Origin of the sequence: Arcobacter sp. F155 (assembly GCF_004116455.1) — a bacterium.
Taxonomy (GTDB): domain Bacteria; phylum Campylobacterota; class Campylobacteria; order Campylobacterales; family Arcobacteraceae; genus Halarcobacter.
This window is the reverse complement of record NZ_PDJU01000008.1, coordinates 76,485-94,874: the sequence shown is the minus strand read 5'-3', so window position 1 is coordinate 94,874 and position 18,390 is coordinate 76,485. Positions and strand designations below refer to the sequence as shown.

18 protein-coding genes and 1 pseudogene are annotated in these 18,390 nt (G+C 28.6%); 12 read left to right on the top strand and 7 right to left on the bottom strand.

The features are described 5' to 3' along the window. The first annotated feature begins 61 nt into the window (after positions 1 to 61). The 6 genes from CRV03_RS09695 (at position 62) to CRV03_RS09670 (ending at position 6,791) form a co-directional block, all read left to right on the top strand. The gene (locus tag CRV03_RS09695; protein WP_129084941.1) at positions 62 to 1,489 is read left to right on the top strand and encodes a COG3400 family protein; all 1,428 of its coding nucleotides are present in this window, start codon (positions 62 to 64) and stop codon (positions 1,487 to 1,489) included. Positions 1,490 to 1,497: 8 nt separating this feature from the next. After that, a complete protein-coding gene (locus CRV03_RS09690) occupies positions 1,498 to 2,628 on the top strand; it encodes a succinyldiaminopimelate transaminase (RefSeq protein ID WP_129084940.1) in 1,131 nt (376 codons plus the stop codon). Continuing rightward, positions 2,621 to 3,202: a hypothetical protein gene (locus tag CRV03_RS09685; RefSeq protein ID WP_129084939.1), complete on the top strand. Its 582-nt coding sequence runs from the start codon at positions 2,621 to 2,623 to the stop codon at positions 3,200 to 3,202. The genes CRV03_RS09690 and CRV03_RS09685 overlap by 8 nt, the downstream gene beginning before the upstream one ends. Beyond that, positions 3,202 to 4,509 carry a UDP-N-acetylmuramate--L-alanine ligase gene (gene murC, locus CRV03_RS09680; RefSeq protein ID WP_129084938.1) on the top strand — a complete coding sequence of 436 codons (1,308 nt, stop codon included), beginning with the start codon at positions 3,202 to 3,204 and terminating at the stop codon, positions 4,507 to 4,509. The genes CRV03_RS09685 and murC overlap by 1 nt, the downstream gene beginning before the upstream one ends. An 86-nt stretch (positions 4,510 to 4,595) precedes the next feature. Continuing rightward, positions 4,596 to 5,783, top strand: a complete 1,188-nt coding sequence (gene nhaA / locus CRV03_RS09675; protein WP_129084937.1) for a Na+/H+ antiporter NhaA — start codon at positions 4,596 to 4,598, stop codon at positions 5,781 to 5,783. An 87-nt stretch (positions 5,784 to 5,870) separates the two neighbouring features. After that, the gene (locus CRV03_RS09670; RefSeq protein WP_129084936.1) at positions 5,871 to 6,791 is read left to right on the top strand and encodes a hypothetical protein; all 921 of its coding nucleotides are present in this window, start codon (positions 5,871 to 5,873) and stop codon (positions 6,789 to 6,791) included. Here CRV03_RS09670 and CRV03_RS09665 read toward each other — a convergent pair. The 5 genes from CRV03_RS09665 to CRV03_RS09645 all read right to left on the bottom strand — a co-directional run bounded on the left by CRV03_RS09665 (position 6,788) and on the right by CRV03_RS09645 (position 12,629). Continuing rightward, positions 6,788 to 7,558, bottom strand: a complete 771-nt coding sequence (locus tag CRV03_RS09665; RefSeq protein ID WP_129084935.1) for a DNA-processing protein DprA — start codon at positions 7,556 to 7,558, stop codon at positions 6,788 to 6,790. The two genes, CRV03_RS09670 and CRV03_RS09665, sit on opposite strands and share 4 nt — an antisense overlap. 61 nt (positions 7,559 to 7,619) lie before the next feature. Beyond that, positions 7,620 to 8,726, bottom strand: coding sequence for a divergent polysaccharide deacetylase family protein (locus CRV03_RS09660; RefSeq protein ID WP_129084934.1), 1,107 nt, complete (start codon positions 8,724 to 8,726; stop codon positions 7,620 to 7,622). A 43-nt stretch (positions 8,727 to 8,769) separates the two neighbouring features. Further along, entirely contained in the window at positions 8,770 to 9,792 is a 1,023-nt protein-coding gene (ilvC, locus tag CRV03_RS09655; RefSeq protein WP_129084933.1) for a ketol-acid reductoisomerase, read from the bottom strand. Between the two features lie 48 nt (positions 9,793 to 9,840). Continuing rightward, entirely contained in the window at positions 9,841 to 11,862 is a 2,022-nt protein-coding gene (locus CRV03_RS09650; RefSeq protein WP_129084932.1) for a sensor histidine kinase, read from the bottom strand. An 8-nt stretch (positions 11,863 to 11,870) separates the two neighbouring features. After that, positions 11,871 to 12,629 (bottom strand): substrate-binding domain-containing protein, encoded by a 759-nt coding sequence (locus CRV03_RS09645; protein ID WP_129084931.1) that lies wholly within the window; start codon positions 12,627 to 12,629, stop codon positions 11,871 to 11,873. A 75-nt stretch (positions 12,630 to 12,704) separates the two neighbouring features. On the opposite strand from CRV03_RS09645, the gene CRV03_RS09640 reads away from it, so the two are divergent. Both CRV03_RS09640 and CRV03_RS09635 read left to right on the top strand, forming a co-directional pair. Beyond that, a complete protein-coding gene (locus CRV03_RS09640) occupies positions 12,705 to 14,561 on the top strand; it encodes a ribonuclease R family protein (protein ID WP_129084930.1) in 1,857 nt (618 codons plus the stop codon). After that, entirely contained in the window at positions 14,561 to 15,163 is a 603-nt protein-coding gene (locus tag CRV03_RS09635; protein WP_129084929.1) for a class I SAM-dependent methyltransferase, read from the top strand. Before CRV03_RS09640 ends, CRV03_RS09635 begins: the two co-directional genes overlap by 1 nt. On the opposite strand, the gene CRV03_RS09630 is transcribed toward CRV03_RS09635, so the two are convergent. Both CRV03_RS09630 and CRV03_RS09625 read right to left on the bottom strand, forming a co-directional pair. Continuing rightward, on the bottom strand, positions 15,160 to 15,498 hold the full coding sequence (locus CRV03_RS09630; protein ID WP_129084928.1) for a DsrE family protein: 339 nt from the start codon (positions 15,496 to 15,498) through the stop codon (positions 15,160 to 15,162). The two genes, CRV03_RS09635 and CRV03_RS09630, sit on opposite strands and share 4 nt — an antisense overlap. Positions 15,499 to 15,517: 19 nt before the next feature. Beyond that, complete coding sequence (locus CRV03_RS09625; protein ID WP_129006669.1) at positions 15,518 to 15,916, bottom strand: DUF2721 domain-containing protein; 399 nt, start codon at positions 15,914 to 15,916, stop codon at positions 15,518 to 15,520. A 91-nt stretch (positions 15,917 to 16,007) separates the two neighbouring features. Here CRV03_RS09625 and holA point away from each other — a divergent pair, with 91 nt between their 5' ends. The 4 genes and pseudogenes from holA to rpsR all read left to right on the top strand — a co-directional run bounded on the left by holA (position 16,008) and on the right by rpsR (position 18,244). Further along, the gene (holA, locus tag CRV03_RS09620; protein ID WP_129084927.1) at positions 16,008 to 16,988 is read left to right on the top strand and encodes a DNA polymerase III subunit delta; all 981 of its coding nucleotides are present in this window, start codon (positions 16,008 to 16,010) and stop codon (positions 16,986 to 16,988) included. Positions 16,989 to 17,061: 73 nt separating this feature from the next. Further along, a pseudogene (gene rpsF, locus CRV03_RS09615) lies at positions 17,062 to 17,406 on the top strand (30S ribosomal protein S6); the annotation flags it as partial. 31 nt (positions 17,407 to 17,437) lie between these two features. Next, the gene (locus tag CRV03_RS09610) at positions 17,438 to 17,971 is read left to right on the top strand and encodes a single-stranded DNA-binding protein (protein ID WP_129084925.1); all 534 of its coding nucleotides are present in this window, start codon (positions 17,438 to 17,440) and stop codon (positions 17,969 to 17,971) included. Positions 17,972 to 17,986: 15 nt separating this feature from the next. Then, positions 17,987 to 18,244 carry a 30S ribosomal protein S18 gene (gene rpsR, locus CRV03_RS09605; RefSeq protein WP_129084924.1) on the top strand — a complete coding sequence of 86 codons (258 nt, stop codon included), beginning with the start codon at positions 17,987 to 17,989 and terminating at the stop codon, positions 18,242 to 18,244. Positions 18,245 to 18,390 lie beyond the last annotated feature (146 nt).

The following is an 18,390-nucleotide window of genomic DNA, read 5'->3' as shown; positions in this document are numbered from 1 at the left end:
AAAAACATGATTATATCTAAACAAAAGTAAATGATTAGAGATAAAAAGATATAATCTTACTATGAAAAAGATATTAGTTATTCTTGATGGTATTGTTGCAAAAAAATTAATGCGTAGGATTGTTGAGTCTAATACAACAGAAAACAACTATGACGTAGTTTATATGAACGATGCAATTGTTCCAGAACAAAAACCTTCAAATTTTACATTTTATAAGTTTGACCCTACATCTGAATCTAAGTTAGCAATGGTACTTGACAAGGATATTCATATCCAAGCATTAGTAGCTCTTAACTCAAAAGATGAGATGTTAAATGTTATTAAAAATATTAAGGCACGAAAAAATACTTTACATATTTCTATTTTAGATTATTGGGGAATTGAGATTGAAGACCCATACTTAAATATCTACAAAGGAATTGAAGTATTAGCTAATGGTATGGTTGAAAGACTTCCAAATATCCCTGTAATGGCTCAAAATATTGGGTTAAAGCAAGGTGAAATTATGGAGATTAAAATTCCATTTGGTAGTTCATATGCCTATAGATATATTGGCTCAATTGAACAAAATGAGTGGAAAATATTTGGATTATATAGAAATGAAAAACTAATCAATATAAAACCATCACTTATTTTGAAACCAAATGACATAATTCTTGTAATTGGAAAACCAACGGTATTAATGCAAGTATATAATGCAATAGGAAAATCACAAGGACAATTTCCTATGCCTTTTGGGCATCATTTGTATTTTTATTTGGATATGTATATTCAAACAAAACAAAGAATATTAGATGTAATCAAGGAAGTTAAGTACTTAAATAAAATGTTTAAAAGTACAAAGATGATTATTAGAATAACTAGACCTACAAATGTGGGAATATTAGACTTAATCAAAGAGAGCTTCAAAGATGATGATACCGTTTTAATTAGAATGGATTATCACTATGAACCTATGAAAAAGCAACTTAAAAATGATATGAAAAAGTATGATATCGGAATGGTTATTCTAACTCATGAAATGTTCAAAATCAAAGAGTATGCAAAAGAGATAAAATCTCTTACTGTTCCTATTTATAAGTTAGGGGAAGAGTTAACAGGAAGTATTAAAAAGACGACAGTACTTGTAAATGATGTAAACTCTTATGAGCAAATATCACCTGTAATCTTTGATGTTGCAAGTCAACTAAAAACAAAAACAAAGATTTTTGATATGGACCCAATTGGGGAAGAAGTTGATAAAACTACTTTATTAAACCACTTTGAGAATTTAGCGAAGATATTTAATCAAAAAGTTGAGGTTATTTCAAATGATAATAATCCAATTAGAGAGCTTAAAAAGCAGACAAATACTTTACAAATTTTACCATTAAAAAATGAGATGTTTAAACAACGATTCTCTTGGAAGTTTTTATATACAAACCCAGATTTAATCTCTTTTGATATGAAAAAATATAGTCAATTATTAATACCAGTTATTGAGGAATAAGGAAAAAAATGAAATTTGAAAAATACCCTTTTGAAAAGTTAAATGAGCTTTTAAAAGATATTACACCAAATGATAACTATGAGCTATCGGCTTTAACAATTGGTGAACCAAAGTTTGAAACACCAAAGTTTATTCAAGATGAGTTAAAAAACACAACTTCTTTCTTACAAAAATATCCAGCAAGTGCAGGATTACCAGAGTTAAAAGAAGCAATGCTTACTTTTGTAAAAAACAGATTCAATGTTGAATTACAAATGAGTGAGATAATACCAACTTTTGGTACAAGAGAAGTGTTATTTAACTTCCCTCAATTTGCTCTTTTTGATAAAAAAGACCCAGTAATTGCATTTACAAATCCTTTTTACCAAATTTATGAAGGTGCAGCAATTGCTAGTAGGGCTGAGATTATTCATATTGATTTAACTAAAGAGAATAACTTTAAAGCAACACTTAGTGATGAAGAACTTAAAAGATGTGACTTAGTGATTTTAAACTATCCAAATAATCCAACATCAGCTGAAATGACAAAAGAAGAGCTTGGAGAGTGGGTTAAAAAGGCATTAGAGTTTGATTTTATTTTAGTAAATGATGAGTGTTATTCTGAAATATATTTTGATGAAAATGATAAGCCAGTATCACTACTTGAAGCAAGTGTTGAGGTTGGAAATAGTTCTTTTAAAAATGTACTTGTTATGAACTCTATTTCAAAAAGAAGTTCTGCTCCAGGTCTTAGAAGTGGATTTATTGCTGGAGACAAAGAGATTTTAGAAGAGTATATGAAGTATAGAACTTATGTTGGTTGTGCAAGTCCTGTTCCATTACAAAAAACAGCAGCTTTAGCTTGGAGTGAAACTTCTCATGTAGATGGATTTAGAAAAATCTATAAAAGAAATTTTGAACTTGTACAAGAGATTTTAGGGATAAAACCTCCTCAAGCAACTTTTTATATTTGGTTAGAAGTTGAAGATGAGTTAGAGTTTACAAAAAATCTTTTCAAAGAGAAGCATATCAAAGTATTACCAGGAAGTTTCCTTGGAAGAAACGGTATTGGAAAAGGTTATGTAAGAATTGCCTTAGTTGAAAATGAAGAGAAGACAAAAGAAGTATTAAAAAGATTAAAGGATTTTATTGATGGATAAACAAGAGTTACAAGAAGCTAGAACTAATCCAGAGTTCTTAGATTATTTAGAAACAACAAGAATCAATGCAATTGCAGCAAAAGATATTGCAGCACTTTATGAAGTATTAGATTCAATGTTAATTTTAGATTTAGATGAAGAAAAAATAAACTCTGTTTACCAAACAATTTTAGAAACATCATTTGAAAAAGTAGAAGTGATTGTAAACAATAATCAAAAACTATCTTTAGATGATGAAAAACTTTATTATGTAAGAGCACTTTATGAGCACGGTATTGAAAAGTGGAGTTATGATAACTTTGATGGGGCAAAGGATTTACTGTTTGTACTTTCAAATATTGTTGAAGATGAAACTTTAGCTGATGCTTTACAAGTACATATTATAGCTTTAGCAAATAACATTACACTTGATGATTTTTATGAAAAAGAAGTAAATCTAAATGCTTGTAATAGTGAAGAAAAGTATGGATACTTTATCACTAGTTTTAACAATGATGTAAAAGCTTTATTAGAAGAAAATAGTGAACTTCTAAAAAAAGAGTTTGAAAATTTAAAACATTTACTGGACGCTTAATGAAGGTACATTTTATTGGTATTGGTGGAATAGGGCTTTCAGCCCTTGCAAGATTTTTAAAAAATGATGGACATGAAGTTTGTGGTTCAGATATAAAAAGTTCTCCTATAACTAAGGACTTAGAGAATGAAGGTATTAAAGTTTTTTGTCCTCAAGATGCAAAAAATATTAGTGATGATTTAGATATTGTTATCTATTCTGCTGCCGTTACAGATGAAAATCCTGAGTTAATAGAAGCAAGATTAAAACAAATAAGAACTATTTCTAGAAAAGAAGCTTTACCTATTATCTTAGGGGATAAGAAAAACTATTGTGTTGCAGGAGCTCATGGTAAATCAACAACAACAGCTATCTTAGCTTCTATCTTAGAAAGTTCTGCATTAATTGGAGCTATCTCAAAAGACTTTGGTTCTAATTTTAGATATGTAAATGATTTAGTATCTTTTGAAGCTGATGAATCAGATGCTTCTTTTTTACTTTCTAATCCTTATTGTTCTATAGTTACAAATGCAGAACCAGAACATATGGAATACTACCAATATGACTATGAAAAGTTTTTTGAAGCCTATAAAAAGTTTATTAATTTAGGTGAAAAAAGAGTTTTAAATGGTGAAGATGAGTACATCAAAAAACTTGAAATCAAAGAGGCTACTTACCTTTATCCAAGTAGTGATATTAAAAACCTATCATATCTTTTAAAAGATGGTGAGCCACATACAAGATTTGATTTAAAAGAGCTTGGTTCTTTTGAAGTTTGGGGTTTTGGTTATCATATTGCAATTGATGCATCATTAGCTATTTTAGCAGCACTTGAAGAGCTTGATGTGGAGCAGATTAGAAGAAATATTCAAAACTATAAGGGTATTAAAAAAAGATTTGATATTGTTCAAAAAAATCAAGACCTTGTAGTTGTTGATGATTATGCACATCATCCAACAGAAATAGAAGCTACAATGAAGTCAGTAGAAGTATATGATAACTTAACAAATATAAATAAAAGAGTTGTTATTTGGCAACCACATAAATACAGCAGAACTAATGACAATCTAGAAGGCTTTAAGAAGTGTTTTAGAAGATGTGATGAGTTAGTTATCTTACCAATCTGGACAATTCCAGGTGAACAAAAAATCGATATAGATTTTGAAAAAGAGTTCTCTTCTTATAATCCTACTTTTGCAGATAGTTTAAAAACTACTGATGGAAAAATTGAGCTTATTAAAGGTGGAAAAGTTATTCAAGAGATAAGTGATGGAATAGTTTTAGGTGTAGGAGCTGGTGATATTACATATCAATTAAGACATAATTAGAAGCTAAAAAAAGATAATAATTTAATTTTCTGTAAAGTTTTTAATAATAAAATAGAGTTATTATCTTTAAAGTTAAGGCGTTTAAGATGAAAATATTAGTTAAAAAATTTATGAAAAATGAGTCAACTTCTGGACTTATTTTAATATTAGTAACCATCATAGCACTAGCCTTACGAAACTCTGACTTCTCAGGGTTTTATACTACTTTTTTACATACTCCAATTACTTTTAAAATAGGTGATGTTTTAGATATTGATAAACCATTAATTCTTTGGATAAACGATGGTTTAATGGCTATTTTCTTTTTACTCATTGGTTTAGAGATAAAAAGAGAACTAATAGCTGGACATCTCTCAAGTGCTTCAAAAGTCGCACTTCCTGCAATTGCTGCTCTTGGTGGAATGGTTGTTCCAGCAGTAATCTTTGTAATGTTTAACTATGGAGATGATTTTGCCTTAAGAGGTTGGGCAATACCAACTGCAACAGATATCGCTTTTGCCTTAGGTATTTTATCTCTTTTAGGTAAAAGAGTACCAACAACTTTAAAAATCTTTTTAATGGCACTTGCTATATTTGATGACTTAGGCGCAATCTTAATTATTGCAGTTTTTTATACTTCAGATTTATCTTTCCATGCAATTTCTATGGCTGCAATTTGTATCTTGCTTTTAATCATCTTTAATAGATTCCATGTAACAAAGCTTGGGTTTTATTGGATTACTGGTGCTGTTCTTTGGATTTTTGTATTAAAATCAGGGGTACATGCAACCTTAGCAGGTATTATTGTTGCATTTACAATTCCATTAAATGCAGTAAATGAAAAAAGAAAAAGAGTATCTCCTGCTAAATCTTTAGAACATCATATTCATTATTGGGTTGCTTTTTATATCTTACCTCTGTTTGCATTTGTAAATGCAGGAGTTGATTTAAGGGATATGTCTTTAGAAAAAGTTACGACAGGAGTCTCTTTAGGGATTATTTTAGGACTTTTTGTAGGTAAGCAACTAGGAGTATTTTTATTTACTTATTTAGCAGTTAAATACAAGCTAGCTAAGCTACCTAAATGTGCAAGTTGGCAACAGATATATGGTGTTGCTGTTTTAACTGGTATTGGATTTACTATGAGTTTGTTTATTAACTCTTTAGCTTACCATGAATCAGATGTATTTTTCTATACAGATAAGTTAGGTATTTTAATTGGTTCTTTTCTTTCTGGTATTTTAGGGTATTTAATTTTACGCTTTTCCAAACCTAAAAAAATATGTAATATCTAATCAATGTTTACTGTGTATTTCTTCTTTTAAGTATTAATAACTTAATAGTATTATATAATCAATATAATTATATAAATAGGAAGAAATATGCAAATTACTTTATCTGGAACAGCATTTAAATCATATGAAGTAAATACAAAAAATAGGACAAAAGAAGAACTCTCAAAAGAAAATCTTTCTTTTGACAATACTTTAACAAAAACAAACCAATCAGATAATATCACTTATCAAACAACTAATGAAAATGAAAATACTACAAATATAATATTCAAAGACCCTACTAATGGAAATCATGTTCAAGTTGCTTTAGATAATTCAACAATCGATAGACTTAAAAGAAATTTTTCTGAAGATGATTTTTTTCAAAGAGAAAATGGGGATATAAGACTTAATGCCAAAGCAGAGTCTTTTGTATCTGGTTGGTTTGCAGATATTGCATACAAAAGAGAATTCTTATCTTCTGATGCAAATAATGATGGAAAACTTACCGAAGAAGAATATCTTAATACATATAATGCTTTTGGAATAAAAGGAACCATCACTTATAATTCTGATGATATATCTATTGATGAAAAAGTTGACAATTTAGGTTATGGGAATTATGGTAGTATTGATGAAACAATATATAGAACAGGTATTCATGTAAAATCTTTAGATGATGAACTAAACTATACCCTAAATGCAGATAAAGATTTTGATGGAGAAATCTCTTTAGAAGAAGCTTACACTAGTGAAAGTACAATTGAAAATAAGGTAAAAGCTAATATAGGAGATTTTTTCTCTCTTCCTGAAAACCAAGAAAAAGGTGAGCTTGCAAGTTTTTTCAATGATGCTATTAATTTTGTATTAGATATTCTTGAAAAAAATAAAAAAGATAAAAATAAAAATATCGAAATAGATAAAAAGCAGTGGGAACAAATACAGCAAAGACATAATATTTTGATTACTGAAAGTTTGAAACAAGTTTTCGAAAGTGAAAATAAAAAAGAAAAAACACAAGAGCATTAAAAAATGGGCTTAACAAGTCCATTTTCAACTATAATTGTTCCATCAAGTTCTAACTCAAATATTTTACTAGCATACTTTGATATTGCATCTTCATATTTTGGATGAGTTTTTAGATAGTTTGTAAGCTCATCATCTTTTTTCTCAATACTGCAAAAAGAGTTTAAAAATGTTTCAATACAATAAATTGGTTCAATTAGACCTTTTTCTAAAAGCTTTTGTGTTCCAATACTTTCATCTAACCTATGGGGAATAGTATATACCTTTTTACCCATTTTAAGGGCATAGTTTATTGAACTTAATGTACCACTTTTTTCATCTGCATAAGTCACTATTAAAACTTCGCCAAGGGACACAACTATTTCATTTCTTTGTACAAAACTATAATTTCTAGCTTTCTCTCCTTTTTTATAAGAGCTAAGCATTAAACCATTTTGTTCAATCTCTTCAATAAGTTTTTTATTAATAGCTGGATATCTTATATCTAAGCCATTTGCAACTACAGCAATTGTATTTTCTGCCTTAGCTGCTTTATGAGCTATACTATCAACGCCAATAGCAGCGCCACTTACAACTACCATATCTCTTTGAGCGAAGCCTTGTGAAAGAAGGTGTGTCATTTTCTGAGCATACAAATTTGGCTTTCTGCTTCCTACTATAGAAACCTTTCTTTTATTTAGAAGATTTTTGTTCCCAATACAAAAAAGTTCCTTGGGATATTTTTTCATTGAGTTTAATTCATTTATATGAAAATTAATTTTTTCTATCATTTTAAAACCTTAGATTTTAAAAGATAATATAGGAATTAAACTTTATAAATAATAAATAAAATTATAAAATAGGAAGTTGATTTACATAAATAAGTTCTAAATCTTTTAATAAAGGTTTAGATTCTCTAAGGACTTTTATAGTGATATCGTGTGGGTGACCAATGGCAATAGCATAACCTCTTTTTTTAGCAATTGATATTGCTTTTTTTAATTGGTTTTGTATATAGTTAAATTCTTGTTCATTGTCTAAGAAAATATTTCTTGCAATATATGGCATATTATATTTATCTGCCATGATTTTACCTTTACTTTTACTTGTCGTTCTACTATCCATAAAAGTAAAGTTATATTTTGTTAAAGCTTTAAATAGTCTATCCATAGCTTCAGTATCTTGAGTAAATTTACTACCTGTATGGTTATTTGTAAATTGTGCATTTGGATACCAATCTCTTATTTGAGCAACTCTTTTTTCAATCTTTTCATAAGAGTCTTTTATATGAAGTGTTCCTTGCTCTTCACCTTTGAAATATTTTGCTTCCATAGGAAAGTGAATCATATAAAAAGGTAGACCATTTACCATCTCAATTGTACTTCCGTTTCTTGATGTAGGAGGTAGGATTGACATTGTAGTTTTATAGCCTATATTATTGATTTTATTGATTTGGTATTGTGTTGTAACATCATCAATAACAATTGCAAGTTTAGGTTTATTTGTTTGTATTGGAAGTGGTTTATGAAATACAGATACCTCTTCTGTCTGAATATTTGTTATTTCTTCTGTTTTAGGTTTTGTGTCTGGCTTTTTTTCTTTTATAATATTTGTTGTTTTGTCTTCAGTTTTTTCATGTATATACTCTTTATATAAGTCTTCAGTATACTCTTCAAATTTGTCTTTTTTTACTTCAATATTTTTTACGTATTTATTTAATTTATCTTCACTAGTTTCTTGTATTTTAGTAATATCTTCTTTGATTTTCTTTTCAATTTTAGAAATATCTTTTTTAGATTCTTCTACTTTTTTATTATCAATTAAATAGATTAAAATTCCAATTGCAATAATTAGGGCAAGGATTATTAATAGTAGTATATTAATTAGTTTGAAATTAATATTTTGTGATTTTCTATGTTTTGTGTTAGTAGATTTTCGTTTAGTTTTTCTTTTAGCCATATAAAAAAAGAAGTAAGAGAGTTAAACTCTCTTACTTAGATAATTAGTTTTTGTCTTGATCTACGATTTTGTTAGATGCAATCCATGGCATCATTGATCTTAACTGAGAACCAGTTTGCTCAATTAAAGAAGCTCTTGAGTTCTTTCTTTCAGCATTCATTCTTGGGTATCCAGCTTGACCTTCTAAGATAAAGTCTTTAGCAAATCTTCCATCTTGAATTTCAGTTAATAATTCTCTCATAGCTTGTTTAGACTCATCATTGATGATTCTTTTTCCAGCAATGTAATCACCGTATTCAGCAGTATTTGAAATAGAATATCTCATATCTGCAATACCACCTTCATACATTAAGTCAACGATTAATTTTAATTCGTGTAAACACTCAAAGTATGCCATCATTGGATCATATCCAGCGTTAGTTAATGTTTCAAAACCAGCTTGAACTAATGCAGTAGCTCCACCACATAATACAGCTTGCTCACCGAATAAATCAGTTTCAGTTTCATCTTTGAAAGTAGTTTCGATAATTCCAGTTCTACCACCACCGATTGCAGAAGCATATGCTAATGCTACATCTTTAGTGTCACCAGATGCATCTTGGTGAATAGCGATTAAGTCAGGAATTCCCCCACCTTTAGTAAACTCAGATCTTACAGTATGACCTGGAGCTTTTGGAGCAACCATCATTACATTGATGTTAGCTGCTGGAGCAATTCTTCCATAGTGAATGTTGAAACCGTGTCCAAATGAAACGTAAGCACCTTCTTTTAAGTTATCTTTGATTTCATTTTCCCAGATATCAGCTTGGTTTTCGTCTGGTAATAAAATTACAACAACGTCTGAAGCTGCAGTTGCTTCAGCAACAGTTTTAACTTCAAAACCTTTAGCTTCAGCTTTAGCCCATGAAGAACCATTTTTTCTTAATCCAACAATAACTTCAACACCAGAGTCTCTTAAGTTTTCTGCGTGCGCGTGACCTTGTGATCCAAATCCAATCATTGCAACTTTTTTTGATTTAATTAATTCAATATTACAATCTTTATCGTAGTAAACATTTAATGCCATTACTGTGTACCTCTTCTCAAAATTTTGAGGGATTATACCTAAAAAAAACTAAAGTTTGGGTAATTCTATTTTAAAGCAAGCACCAAAATAATGATATTGTTCAATGAAAAAGTCTGAATTTATGGCTGTTAAAGAACCATTCATATGTTTTTCAATAATATCTTTACTCATATAAAGACCGATACCAGTACCTTGTGATTTGTGTTTAGTAGTGAAGTAAGGGTCAAAGACTTTATCTTTTGCATGGGCAGGAATTCCTCCTGCACTATCAAAGATTTCAATAACATTATTTATTTTTGTACTGTAGGCTTTTATATAAACATGTCTTTTTTCAAATTTTTTCTCTTTTAGAACATCTTTTGCATTATTTAATATATTTAAAAATACTTGTGAAAGCTCATTTGGAAAGCCTTTTGAGATTAGTTGCTCTTCTTTTATATCCAATGTTAGGATAATCTCATTGTCTTTATATACAGCACTTGTGATAGATAAAGAGTTATTTAAAATCTCTATAATATTGAATTTTATTTGTTCTTTGTCTTTTCTAAAAAAGCTTCTAAAGTCTTCAATTGTTTGATTTAAAAATTGAACATACTTCATAATCGATTCATAGGAGCTATCAATATCTTTATCACTTGCTATTGCTAATTGTCTTTGCAGTTGCATAGACGACACAGTTGAAGAAATCGCAGATAATGGTTGTCTCCATTGGTGGGCAATATTTCCTATCATCTCACCTAATGCTGCAAATCGTCCTTGTTGAATTAGAGTTTTATCTTTTTCTCTATTTTTTTCAACTTCTTCTTTGATTCTTAGTTCAAGAGTTTCATTTAGGTCTTGAAGTTCTTTTGTTTTATCGTTTACTATATTTTCAAGGTTGTCATTTAAAGCTTTTAACTTTTTTTGCGTTTGAATTTCTGTAGTAATATTATTTAATGCAACAATAACAATAAAGTTTTGAGAGTCTAATATCTTTTTTGTTGCTGTGATTGTAAAATAGTTTAAACTTTTTTGTTTATACATTGCAACTTTATGCAGTTTATTTGGATTATCAAGAATATACTCAAACCACATTCTTCCATTATAATCTTTATCAACTATATATTCATCATCTTTGATGTCAATAAAAAAGTCACAAATACAAATATGCTCTTTTTTAAAGTCATTAAAACTATTGTAGCCATCAAAAAAGTCAACCAATGCTTGGTTTGCATCAATCATATATTCGCCATTACTTACAACAACTATATTTTTTTGAGCATCTAAAATACCTCTAGTTGAACGCTCTTGTATTTGAAGATTTTTAGTATTTTTATTTATTTGAATAGCAATTAAGAACCCTAGAATTAAAACTGTCAAAATAATCATTAAAATTAAAAGTAGTTCTAGTTGTGTATATTGTTTCTTTTGCTTTTTAATTTCATCTTGTAGTTTCTTTAGTTCAATAGTTCCTTCATATAAAAGTCTATTTGCATTTTCCGTAACCCTTACAAAAAATGCGGGAGTACTTTTATAAAATCTTTTGATTGTTTTGTTTTGTTTTAAAAAACCTTCTAGGTTATTCTCTCTTTTAAGGGAAAACTGCTTTTTTAAAAGCTCATTTAAAGTTTGAAGCATCTCTTCAAATTGAATAATTTTTGGGCTTAAATCAATTACTTCAAGGGAGATATTATTGTCATCTTTTTTATAAGTAATTATCTTTTTTGTATCATTATGTCCTACGATATTTAATCTAATGGTTCGCTCTAATCTTCCCCCATTTTCTAAAATACTTAGGCTATCTTCTATCTCTTCAACTTTATTTTCAATTCTTTGATTTATAAGTTTCATCCCTCTTACATTTGTAGTAGAAGTTGCTAATTCATAAAAGTCAGAACGTATTTTATGTAGGTCATTTACAATTAATTCCCCAATTTCCATCTTCGCTTTTAGATTCTCTGTTTTCTTATCTAAGTTCTCAATTAGATTTAGAAAAAATAGATGTAAAGAAATAAGAAAAATTAGTCCAAATACAAAAACTAAAAGTAGTAAGATTAAATTTTTAAGATTGTAAGAGATGTTTTTAAACAAAAATCATCCTATAAAAAACCATACTTTTTCATAATCTTTTGTCCTTCTTTTGAAGCTGCAAACTCCATAAAGGCTTTTGCAATCACTTTATTTTGTGAAAATTTAAGTAGTGATATTTTAAGTTGCTCTTTTTTAGCAAACTTTTCATCTATCTCTATTATATCTATATGTTTATTATTTTCTTGCCAAAAAGCTGTTGAACGCCAGTTTATAGTTATGTCTGCTCTTTTATCTATTAAGGCTCTATTTAGATTTCTTGAATCTGTTCCAATTTCAACTGAATTGTCATAGGCATCATAGAAAAAATCTTCGCCTTTGTAGTTTTCAAATATTTTTTTAGTTTCTCTTCCTATGCTTCCTGATTTTGGATTACATAAAATTGAAGATAAAGACGTTTTTATAAAATCTTCTAAATCAATATTTCCTTTGTTTTTATCTTTTCTAACAAAAATTGCTGCTTTGTTATAGCCTATTTCAACTGCTTCAAGTAAGTATCCATCTTTTAGATTATTTGTTCTATATGAGTTACTTCCTGGAAGAAATAAATCACCTACTTTTGAGTACTTCAATGAGTCATAAAGGTCTTTTGAACCACCTTGAGAGATTTTAATAGTACAGTTATATTTATCTTCAATAATTTTAGCCATCTCTTTGATAGGTTTAACCATTGTAATTCCACAATAGAATATAAGTGTAGGTTTGCTACTATTTGCCATAAGTGAAGTACTTAATAATAGAGTAAGAGAAATAATTATTTTAAAAAACATTCAAACGTCCTTTGAATAAACTTAAGAATAAAATTATATCAAACAAATAACAAAATATTAATTAAAGGATAAATCTTGTTAAAAAAGATTTTTACAAAGATTGAAAAAGGTATAAATGACTTTTCAAATGAGGAACTAGCGCAATTAGAACCTTTTTTAAATGAAGAGATAATCATAAGAAAAGATAATAATATATTTGAAATAAATTCTAAATACAAAATTGCTACAGTAAAAATCAATAAAAATACTGCAACTTTAAAAGACTTATCAAATGAATACAAAGATATAAGAATAGATTTTGAAAATCTAGAAGGTGCATATGATAATGATTTAGTATTAGCAAAAAGAGTTTTTAATCCAAGAAGTAGAACAAAAGCAAAAATTATAAGAATCCTAGAAGGAACTAGAAAAGAGGTTTTAGTATATAAAAGAGACAATAAGTTTTATACTATAAAAGAGAATATTGAACTTCAAATAAAAAAAGAGCTTGAAGCAAATGAGAATGATGTTTTATTAATAGATGACAAAAAGTTTGAAATTATAAAAAATCTAGGAAATATACGTGATGCAAAAATAGATGAACAAATATCATTACATCTATACAATGAAGAGTTTAGATTACAAAAGCCATTAAATGTAGAAGCAAAAATGGATGATACAAATGAGAGAGTTGATTTAACACATTTAGCTTTTACTACAATTGACCCTGCAAGTGCAAAAGACCATGATGATGCAATCTATTATGATGAAGAAGGAGAAATCCTTTATGTAGCTATTGCTGATGTTTCTTATTTTGTAAAAGAGGGTAGTGAGCTTGATAAATTAGCCTTTCAAAAAAGTACATCTGCTTATTTACCTGGAAAAGTTTTACCAATGCTTCCAAATGAGCTTAGTGAGGATATGTGTTCATTAAAAGAAGGCGTAGAAAGATACTCTTATGTATTTAAAATCTATTTAGATATAGAAAATAAAGCAATATTAAAATCAGAAGTATTTGAAGCAATCATAAAATCAAGAAGAAAATTCTCATATGGAAGAATTGACAGAATCTTAGATGGTAAGTTTGATACTTTCACAGAAGAAGAGAAAGCTATTTTTGATACTTTAGTCTCTTTATATGAGGTTACAAAATCTTTTAGACATGAAAGACTAAAAAAAGGTTATGACTTTAGAAGTGTAGAGTATAGATTAAAGTTAAATAGACAAAGCGAGTTAGAAGGTATTGATATTGAAACTTCTTCACCTTCTCACCAGTTAGTTGAAGAGTGTATGCTTTTAGCAAATATTGAAGCAAGTAAAAAAGTAAACTCTGTTGGGATTTTTAGAATACATGAAGAACCAGCATTTAAAGCAATATCAAAACTAGTTGATGATGTAAATGCCTTAGGAATAAAAGCAAAATTACAAAATGATGTTCATGATACAATTACTCATATTCAAAAGAAAGCCAAACATTCAGTAATCAAAGATGAAATTGATGAACTAATTATTCATGCTCAAACACAAGCTAAGTACTCTTCTAAAAACTTAGGACACTTTGGTTTAGGTTTCTCTTCTTATTCACACTTTACAAGTCCAATTAGAAGATACTCAGATTTAGTTTTACACCGTATGTTAAAAACAAAACAAACACCTAAAAATATTGATGAAATATGTGACCATATCTCTATTCAAGAAAGAAAGATAGATCAAATGGTTTGGGACTTTGAAGATAGAAAATATGCAAGATGGGCTGCAAAAAATCTTGGTGCAGAAATAAAAGTAAAAATAACTGATGATGAAAAAGGAGCTTGTGTTGCTTATGGAGTAGTTCCTGGTATGAAAGTCTATTTAGATAACTATAAAGGGCAAGTGCTATTCTCTAAGCAAAAGATAGTAATAAAATCAAGTGATATAATTACTAAAAAAATTGTGGGGTCACTAAAATACTAATGGAAAAACAAGAACACTGGGATAATATTTTTAACACTCAATGTGAGGAAATTTTAGGTTGGTTTGAAAAAGATTTTTCTCAAACACAAAAGTATTTAGAAAAAATTGAAAACTTAAGCGATAAAGATATCTTTGTAAGTGGAGTAGGTACTTCTAAAATAGCAGATATCTTAGCTTCAAGAAAAGGGAAAACAGTTTTAAATGATATAAGCCAAGAAGCTTTAGATATCTTAAAACAAAGAATAGAAAATAAAAATGTAGAGTTTTTTCACCATGATATTTCAAAGCCTTTTAAAAAAGAGTGTGATGTTTGGATAGATAGGGCAGTACTACATTTTTTAATTGATGAGGAAGATATCAAAAACTATTTTGAAAGTTTAAAACAAAGTCTTAGAAAAGATGGTCTTGTTCTTTTTGCCCAATATACAAAAGGTACTGCAAAAAAGTGTGCAAATCTACCTTTAAAACAGTATGATTTAGAAGAGTTTCAATCTTATCTTGGGAAAAGTTTCAAACTATTAGAGTCTGAAACTTTTGAGTTTACTATGCCAAGTTTAAATACAAGAGAGTTTATCTATGCTTTATATAAAAAAGAAGACTAAACAGTAATAATTGTATCTCCTGATTTAATCCATTGACTTAAAAGTTCACCTGTATAATAAACATTAATATCGCAAGATTCTAGTGTTGAGGTGATACTTAAGTTATCTGCACACTTTAAACAAGCAATAAATTTAACACCATCCTTTGATATCTTTTTTATTTTTTCTTGGATTTGTTTATCTTCATGGATTAGTTTTTGACTTGCTCCCCAAACTAAAACTGTCACTTCTTCCATCCATGCTTTTAGTTTTGCATTATGAGCATATAAAAGTACCATGTTCTCTACTGTTTCTTTATTATCACTAGTCCATAAAATCTTTGCTTCTGTTTGCATAATAGCTCCTGTTAATTTATTAGTTACATTTTTCCATTAAATCTTTTAATTCAAGGTTTAATGCATTTGATGAGATATAAACTTCCCAAATAGAAATACCTAATGATAAACACATAGAGATTAGACTTAATCCAAAAATTTGTTTACCAAAAATATAAAACCCTAAAAAAAGACAAAACATAGAGATAGTACACATTAAAAGTGATAATGCTCCAAAAAACTGCATCCATTTTGTTAATTCAAGTCTTTTTTTTAAGTTATCAATTTGACCTTTGTATTCCCCAATCTCTCCTTTTCTTGCTTGTGAACTTAAAGCTCTAATTAATTGACCCGTTGTAAGAAATCTGTTTGTATAAGCTAATAGTAGTAAAGAGACTGCTGGAAATAGTAATGCAGGAGTAGAAATTTCAATATCCATAAATAAAACCTTTTGTTTCTAATATTGTAACAAATTGTTTTCATAAAAAAAGAAAAGTACAAAAAAAGCTAATTTTAGTTATTATTTCAACATGTATAGAAACGAATTTGATAATAAGTTAAGACAAAATGAAATCTTCAATGCTTATATGTTTTATGGGCAGTCATCTTTTTTAATAGACTATTACACTAATTTAGTGGCTGATAGTTTAGGTTCTAAAGATGAGATAGAAAAACTATATTATGATGATTATAACTTCAAGTATGCAAAAGATAAACTTCTTCAGTCTTCACTTTTTGCATCAAATAATATACTTATTATCAAAATAGAAAAAAAACTTCCAAAAAAAGAAGTTGTAGAACTAATAGAAGCTTGTAGTGTAAACCCTGATTCTAAAGTTATTTTCGCTTGTATGGGTGATAGTGATTTTAAAGCAATGGGCGGATATTTTACTACAAAACTAAAATCTGTTAGTGTTAGACTTTTCTCACCTTTTGCAAATGAAGCCGTAAAACTTATTGAGAACCATGCAAGAAGTTTAAATTTAAATTATGAGATGTCAGCATTAAATCATCTTTATTTTATGCATAGACAAGATTTATCTTTATGTGTAAATGATTTAGAAAAACTTGCAATTTTAAATGAAAAAATCACAACTGATAAAATAAATGCTCACTGTTTTGGGATTGGAGCAATTAATTTTGAAGATTTTTTACATAATTTACTATCTTCACAAGATATAAGTGAAGAATTAGAGCTATTGCTTGAAGAGGGAATGAATGAGATTTATTTATTAACTCAAGTAACTTCTTTTGTGCAACAACTATTTATGATAAGCTCTTACGCAAGAGTTCATGGGGCACCAAATGCAAAAGAGATATTAGGTTTTGTTCCTCCTAAAAATGTTTGGGAAAAGAAAACAAGATTAGCAATTAATATCAAACCAGAGAAATTCTTAGAAATACTTACTTACCTTTTAAATATTGAGTTAGAATTAAAATCTTCAAAAATTCACGATTCAAATCTATATCTACAATCTTGTCTTAGAAAAATTTCAGTTTTAATTAGATAAAATCAGCAACTTTACAAAAAAGTCCTTGCTGATATTTGTAAAGATACCGGCACAAACTAAAAGGAGAAATTAGATGTCAAAATTAAAACATTATGAAACAATGTTTATTGTTAAGCCAACTCTTACTGAAGAAGAGACTGCGGCACAAATCGAAGCGGTAAAAACTTTAATCACTAAAAATGGTGGTGAAATCGTTGCTTGTGATGATATGGGTTCAAGACCATTAGCATATGAAATTGAAAAGCAAAAAAGAGGTTACTACTTTGTTGCATATTTCAAAGGTGAACCAGCTTCATTAAAAGAAATCGAAAGAAACTATAGAATTAACGAAAATATCATTAGATTCATTTTCATTAAATACGAAAGCAAAAAAGAAATCGCTGCATGGACTAAAATGAGCGATGAGGCAGCAAAGAAAGCTAACTAATAAAGCAAAATAGGACAGTCTTATGTATAATAAAGTAGTAATGGTAGGAAATCTTACAAGAGATATTGAGTTAAGATATATGCCTAATGGAGCAGCACTAGCAAAAGGTGCAATTGCTACAAGTCATAGATATAAAACTCAAACTGGTGAACAAAAAGACGAAGTTTGTTTTTTAGATTTTAATATCTTTGGTAGATCTGCAGAAGTTGCTAATCAGTACTTAAGAAAAGGTTCAAAAGTTTTATTAGAAGGTAGATTAGTATTTGAACAGTGGACTGCACAAGATGGTTCTAACAGAAGTAAACATGCTCTAAGAGTAGATAGTATGAAAATGTTAGATTCAAAAGCTGATTCACAAAATATGGGGCAAGATAACCAAGTAGGATACAACAATCCTCAAAATAGTTATAATCAACCACAACAAAATCAATACAATCAACCACAGCAAAATGCTGGGCAAAATAGTTATGGTGGTATGAACAGTCATGCAATGCAAAAAGCACCTGAGCAAAACATACCTGAGATCGATATCGATGACGATGAAATACCATTCTAGGAATAAGGAATAAAAATGGCTGAAAGAAGAAAATACGGAAAAAAATTTTGTAAATATACTGAGATGAAAATTGATTTCATTGATTATAAAAACACTGATTTATTAAAACTATCTATGAGTGAGAGAGGTAAGATTATGCCAAGAAGACTTACTGGTAACTCTAAAAACTCTCAAGAAATGGTAGAGAAAGCAATTAAAAGAGCTAGACACATGGCACTAGTTCCATATATTGTAAATACTCAAGATGTTACTGACGCAGCATACGCAAAGTAATTAAAAAGTATTAATACCAAAAAGGGAGGAAGCATTATGCTTCTTCCCTTTTTTTATGTCTGTATTATATTATGATAATCGTTCTTAGTATTAAGGAAGAACTAAGAGTCAATACAATATTATTTCAATAACTATTATCATTAATA

Coding starts and splice junctions, on each gene's coding strand:
- CRV03_RS09695 (WP_129084941.1), top strand. CDS start 62: ATGAAAAAGATATTAGTTATTCTTGATGGTATTGTTGCAAAAAAATTA.
- CRV03_RS09690 (WP_129084940.1), top strand. CDS start 1,498: ATGAAATTTGAAAAATACCCTTTTGAAAAGTTAAATGAGCTTTTAAAA.
- CRV03_RS09685 (WP_129084939.1), top strand. CDS start 2,621: ATGGATAAACAAGAGTTACAAGAAGCTAGAACTAATCCAGAGTTCTTA.
- murC (WP_129084938.1), top strand. CDS start 3,202: ATGAAGGTACATTTTATTGGTATTGGTGGAATAGGGCTTTCAGCCCTT.
- nhaA (WP_129084937.1), top strand. CDS start 4,596: ATGAAAATATTAGTTAAAAAATTTATGAAAAATGAGTCAACTTCTGGA.
- CRV03_RS09670 (WP_129084936.1), top strand. CDS start 5,871: ATGCAAATTACTTTATCTGGAACAGCATTTAAATCATATGAAGTAAAT.
- CRV03_RS09665 (WP_129084935.1), bottom strand. CDS start 7,558: ATGATAGAAAAAATTAATTTTCATATAAATGAATTAAACTCAATGAAA.
- CRV03_RS09660 (WP_129084934.1), bottom strand. CDS start 8,726: ATGGCTAAAAGAAAAACTAAACGAAAATCTACTAACACAAAACATAGA.
- ilvC (WP_129084933.1), bottom strand. CDS start 9,792: ATGGCATTAAATGTTTACTACGATAAAGATTGTAATATTGAATTAATT.
- CRV03_RS09645 (WP_129084931.1), bottom strand. CDS start 12,629: ATGTTTTTTAAAATAATTATTTCTCTTACTCTATTATTAAGTACTTCA.
- CRV03_RS09635 (WP_129084929.1), top strand. CDS start 14,561: ATGGAAAAACAAGAACACTGGGATAATATTTTTAACACTCAATGTGAG.
- CRV03_RS09630 (WP_129084928.1), bottom strand. CDS start 15,498: ATGCAAACAGAAGCAAAGATTTTATGGACTAGTGATAATAAAGAAACA.
- CRV03_RS09625 (WP_129006669.1), bottom strand. CDS start 15,916: ATGGATATTGAAATTTCTACTCCTGCATTACTATTTCCAGCAGTCTCT.
- holA (WP_129084927.1), top strand. CDS start 16,008: ATGTATAGAAACGAATTTGATAATAAGTTAAGACAAAATGAAATCTTC.
- CRV03_RS09610 (WP_129084925.1), top strand. CDS start 17,438: ATGTATAATAAAGTAGTAATGGTAGGAAATCTTACAAGAGATATTGAG.
- rpsR (WP_129084924.1), top strand. CDS start 17,987: ATGGCTGAAAGAAGAAAATACGGAAAAAAATTTTGTAAATATACTGAG.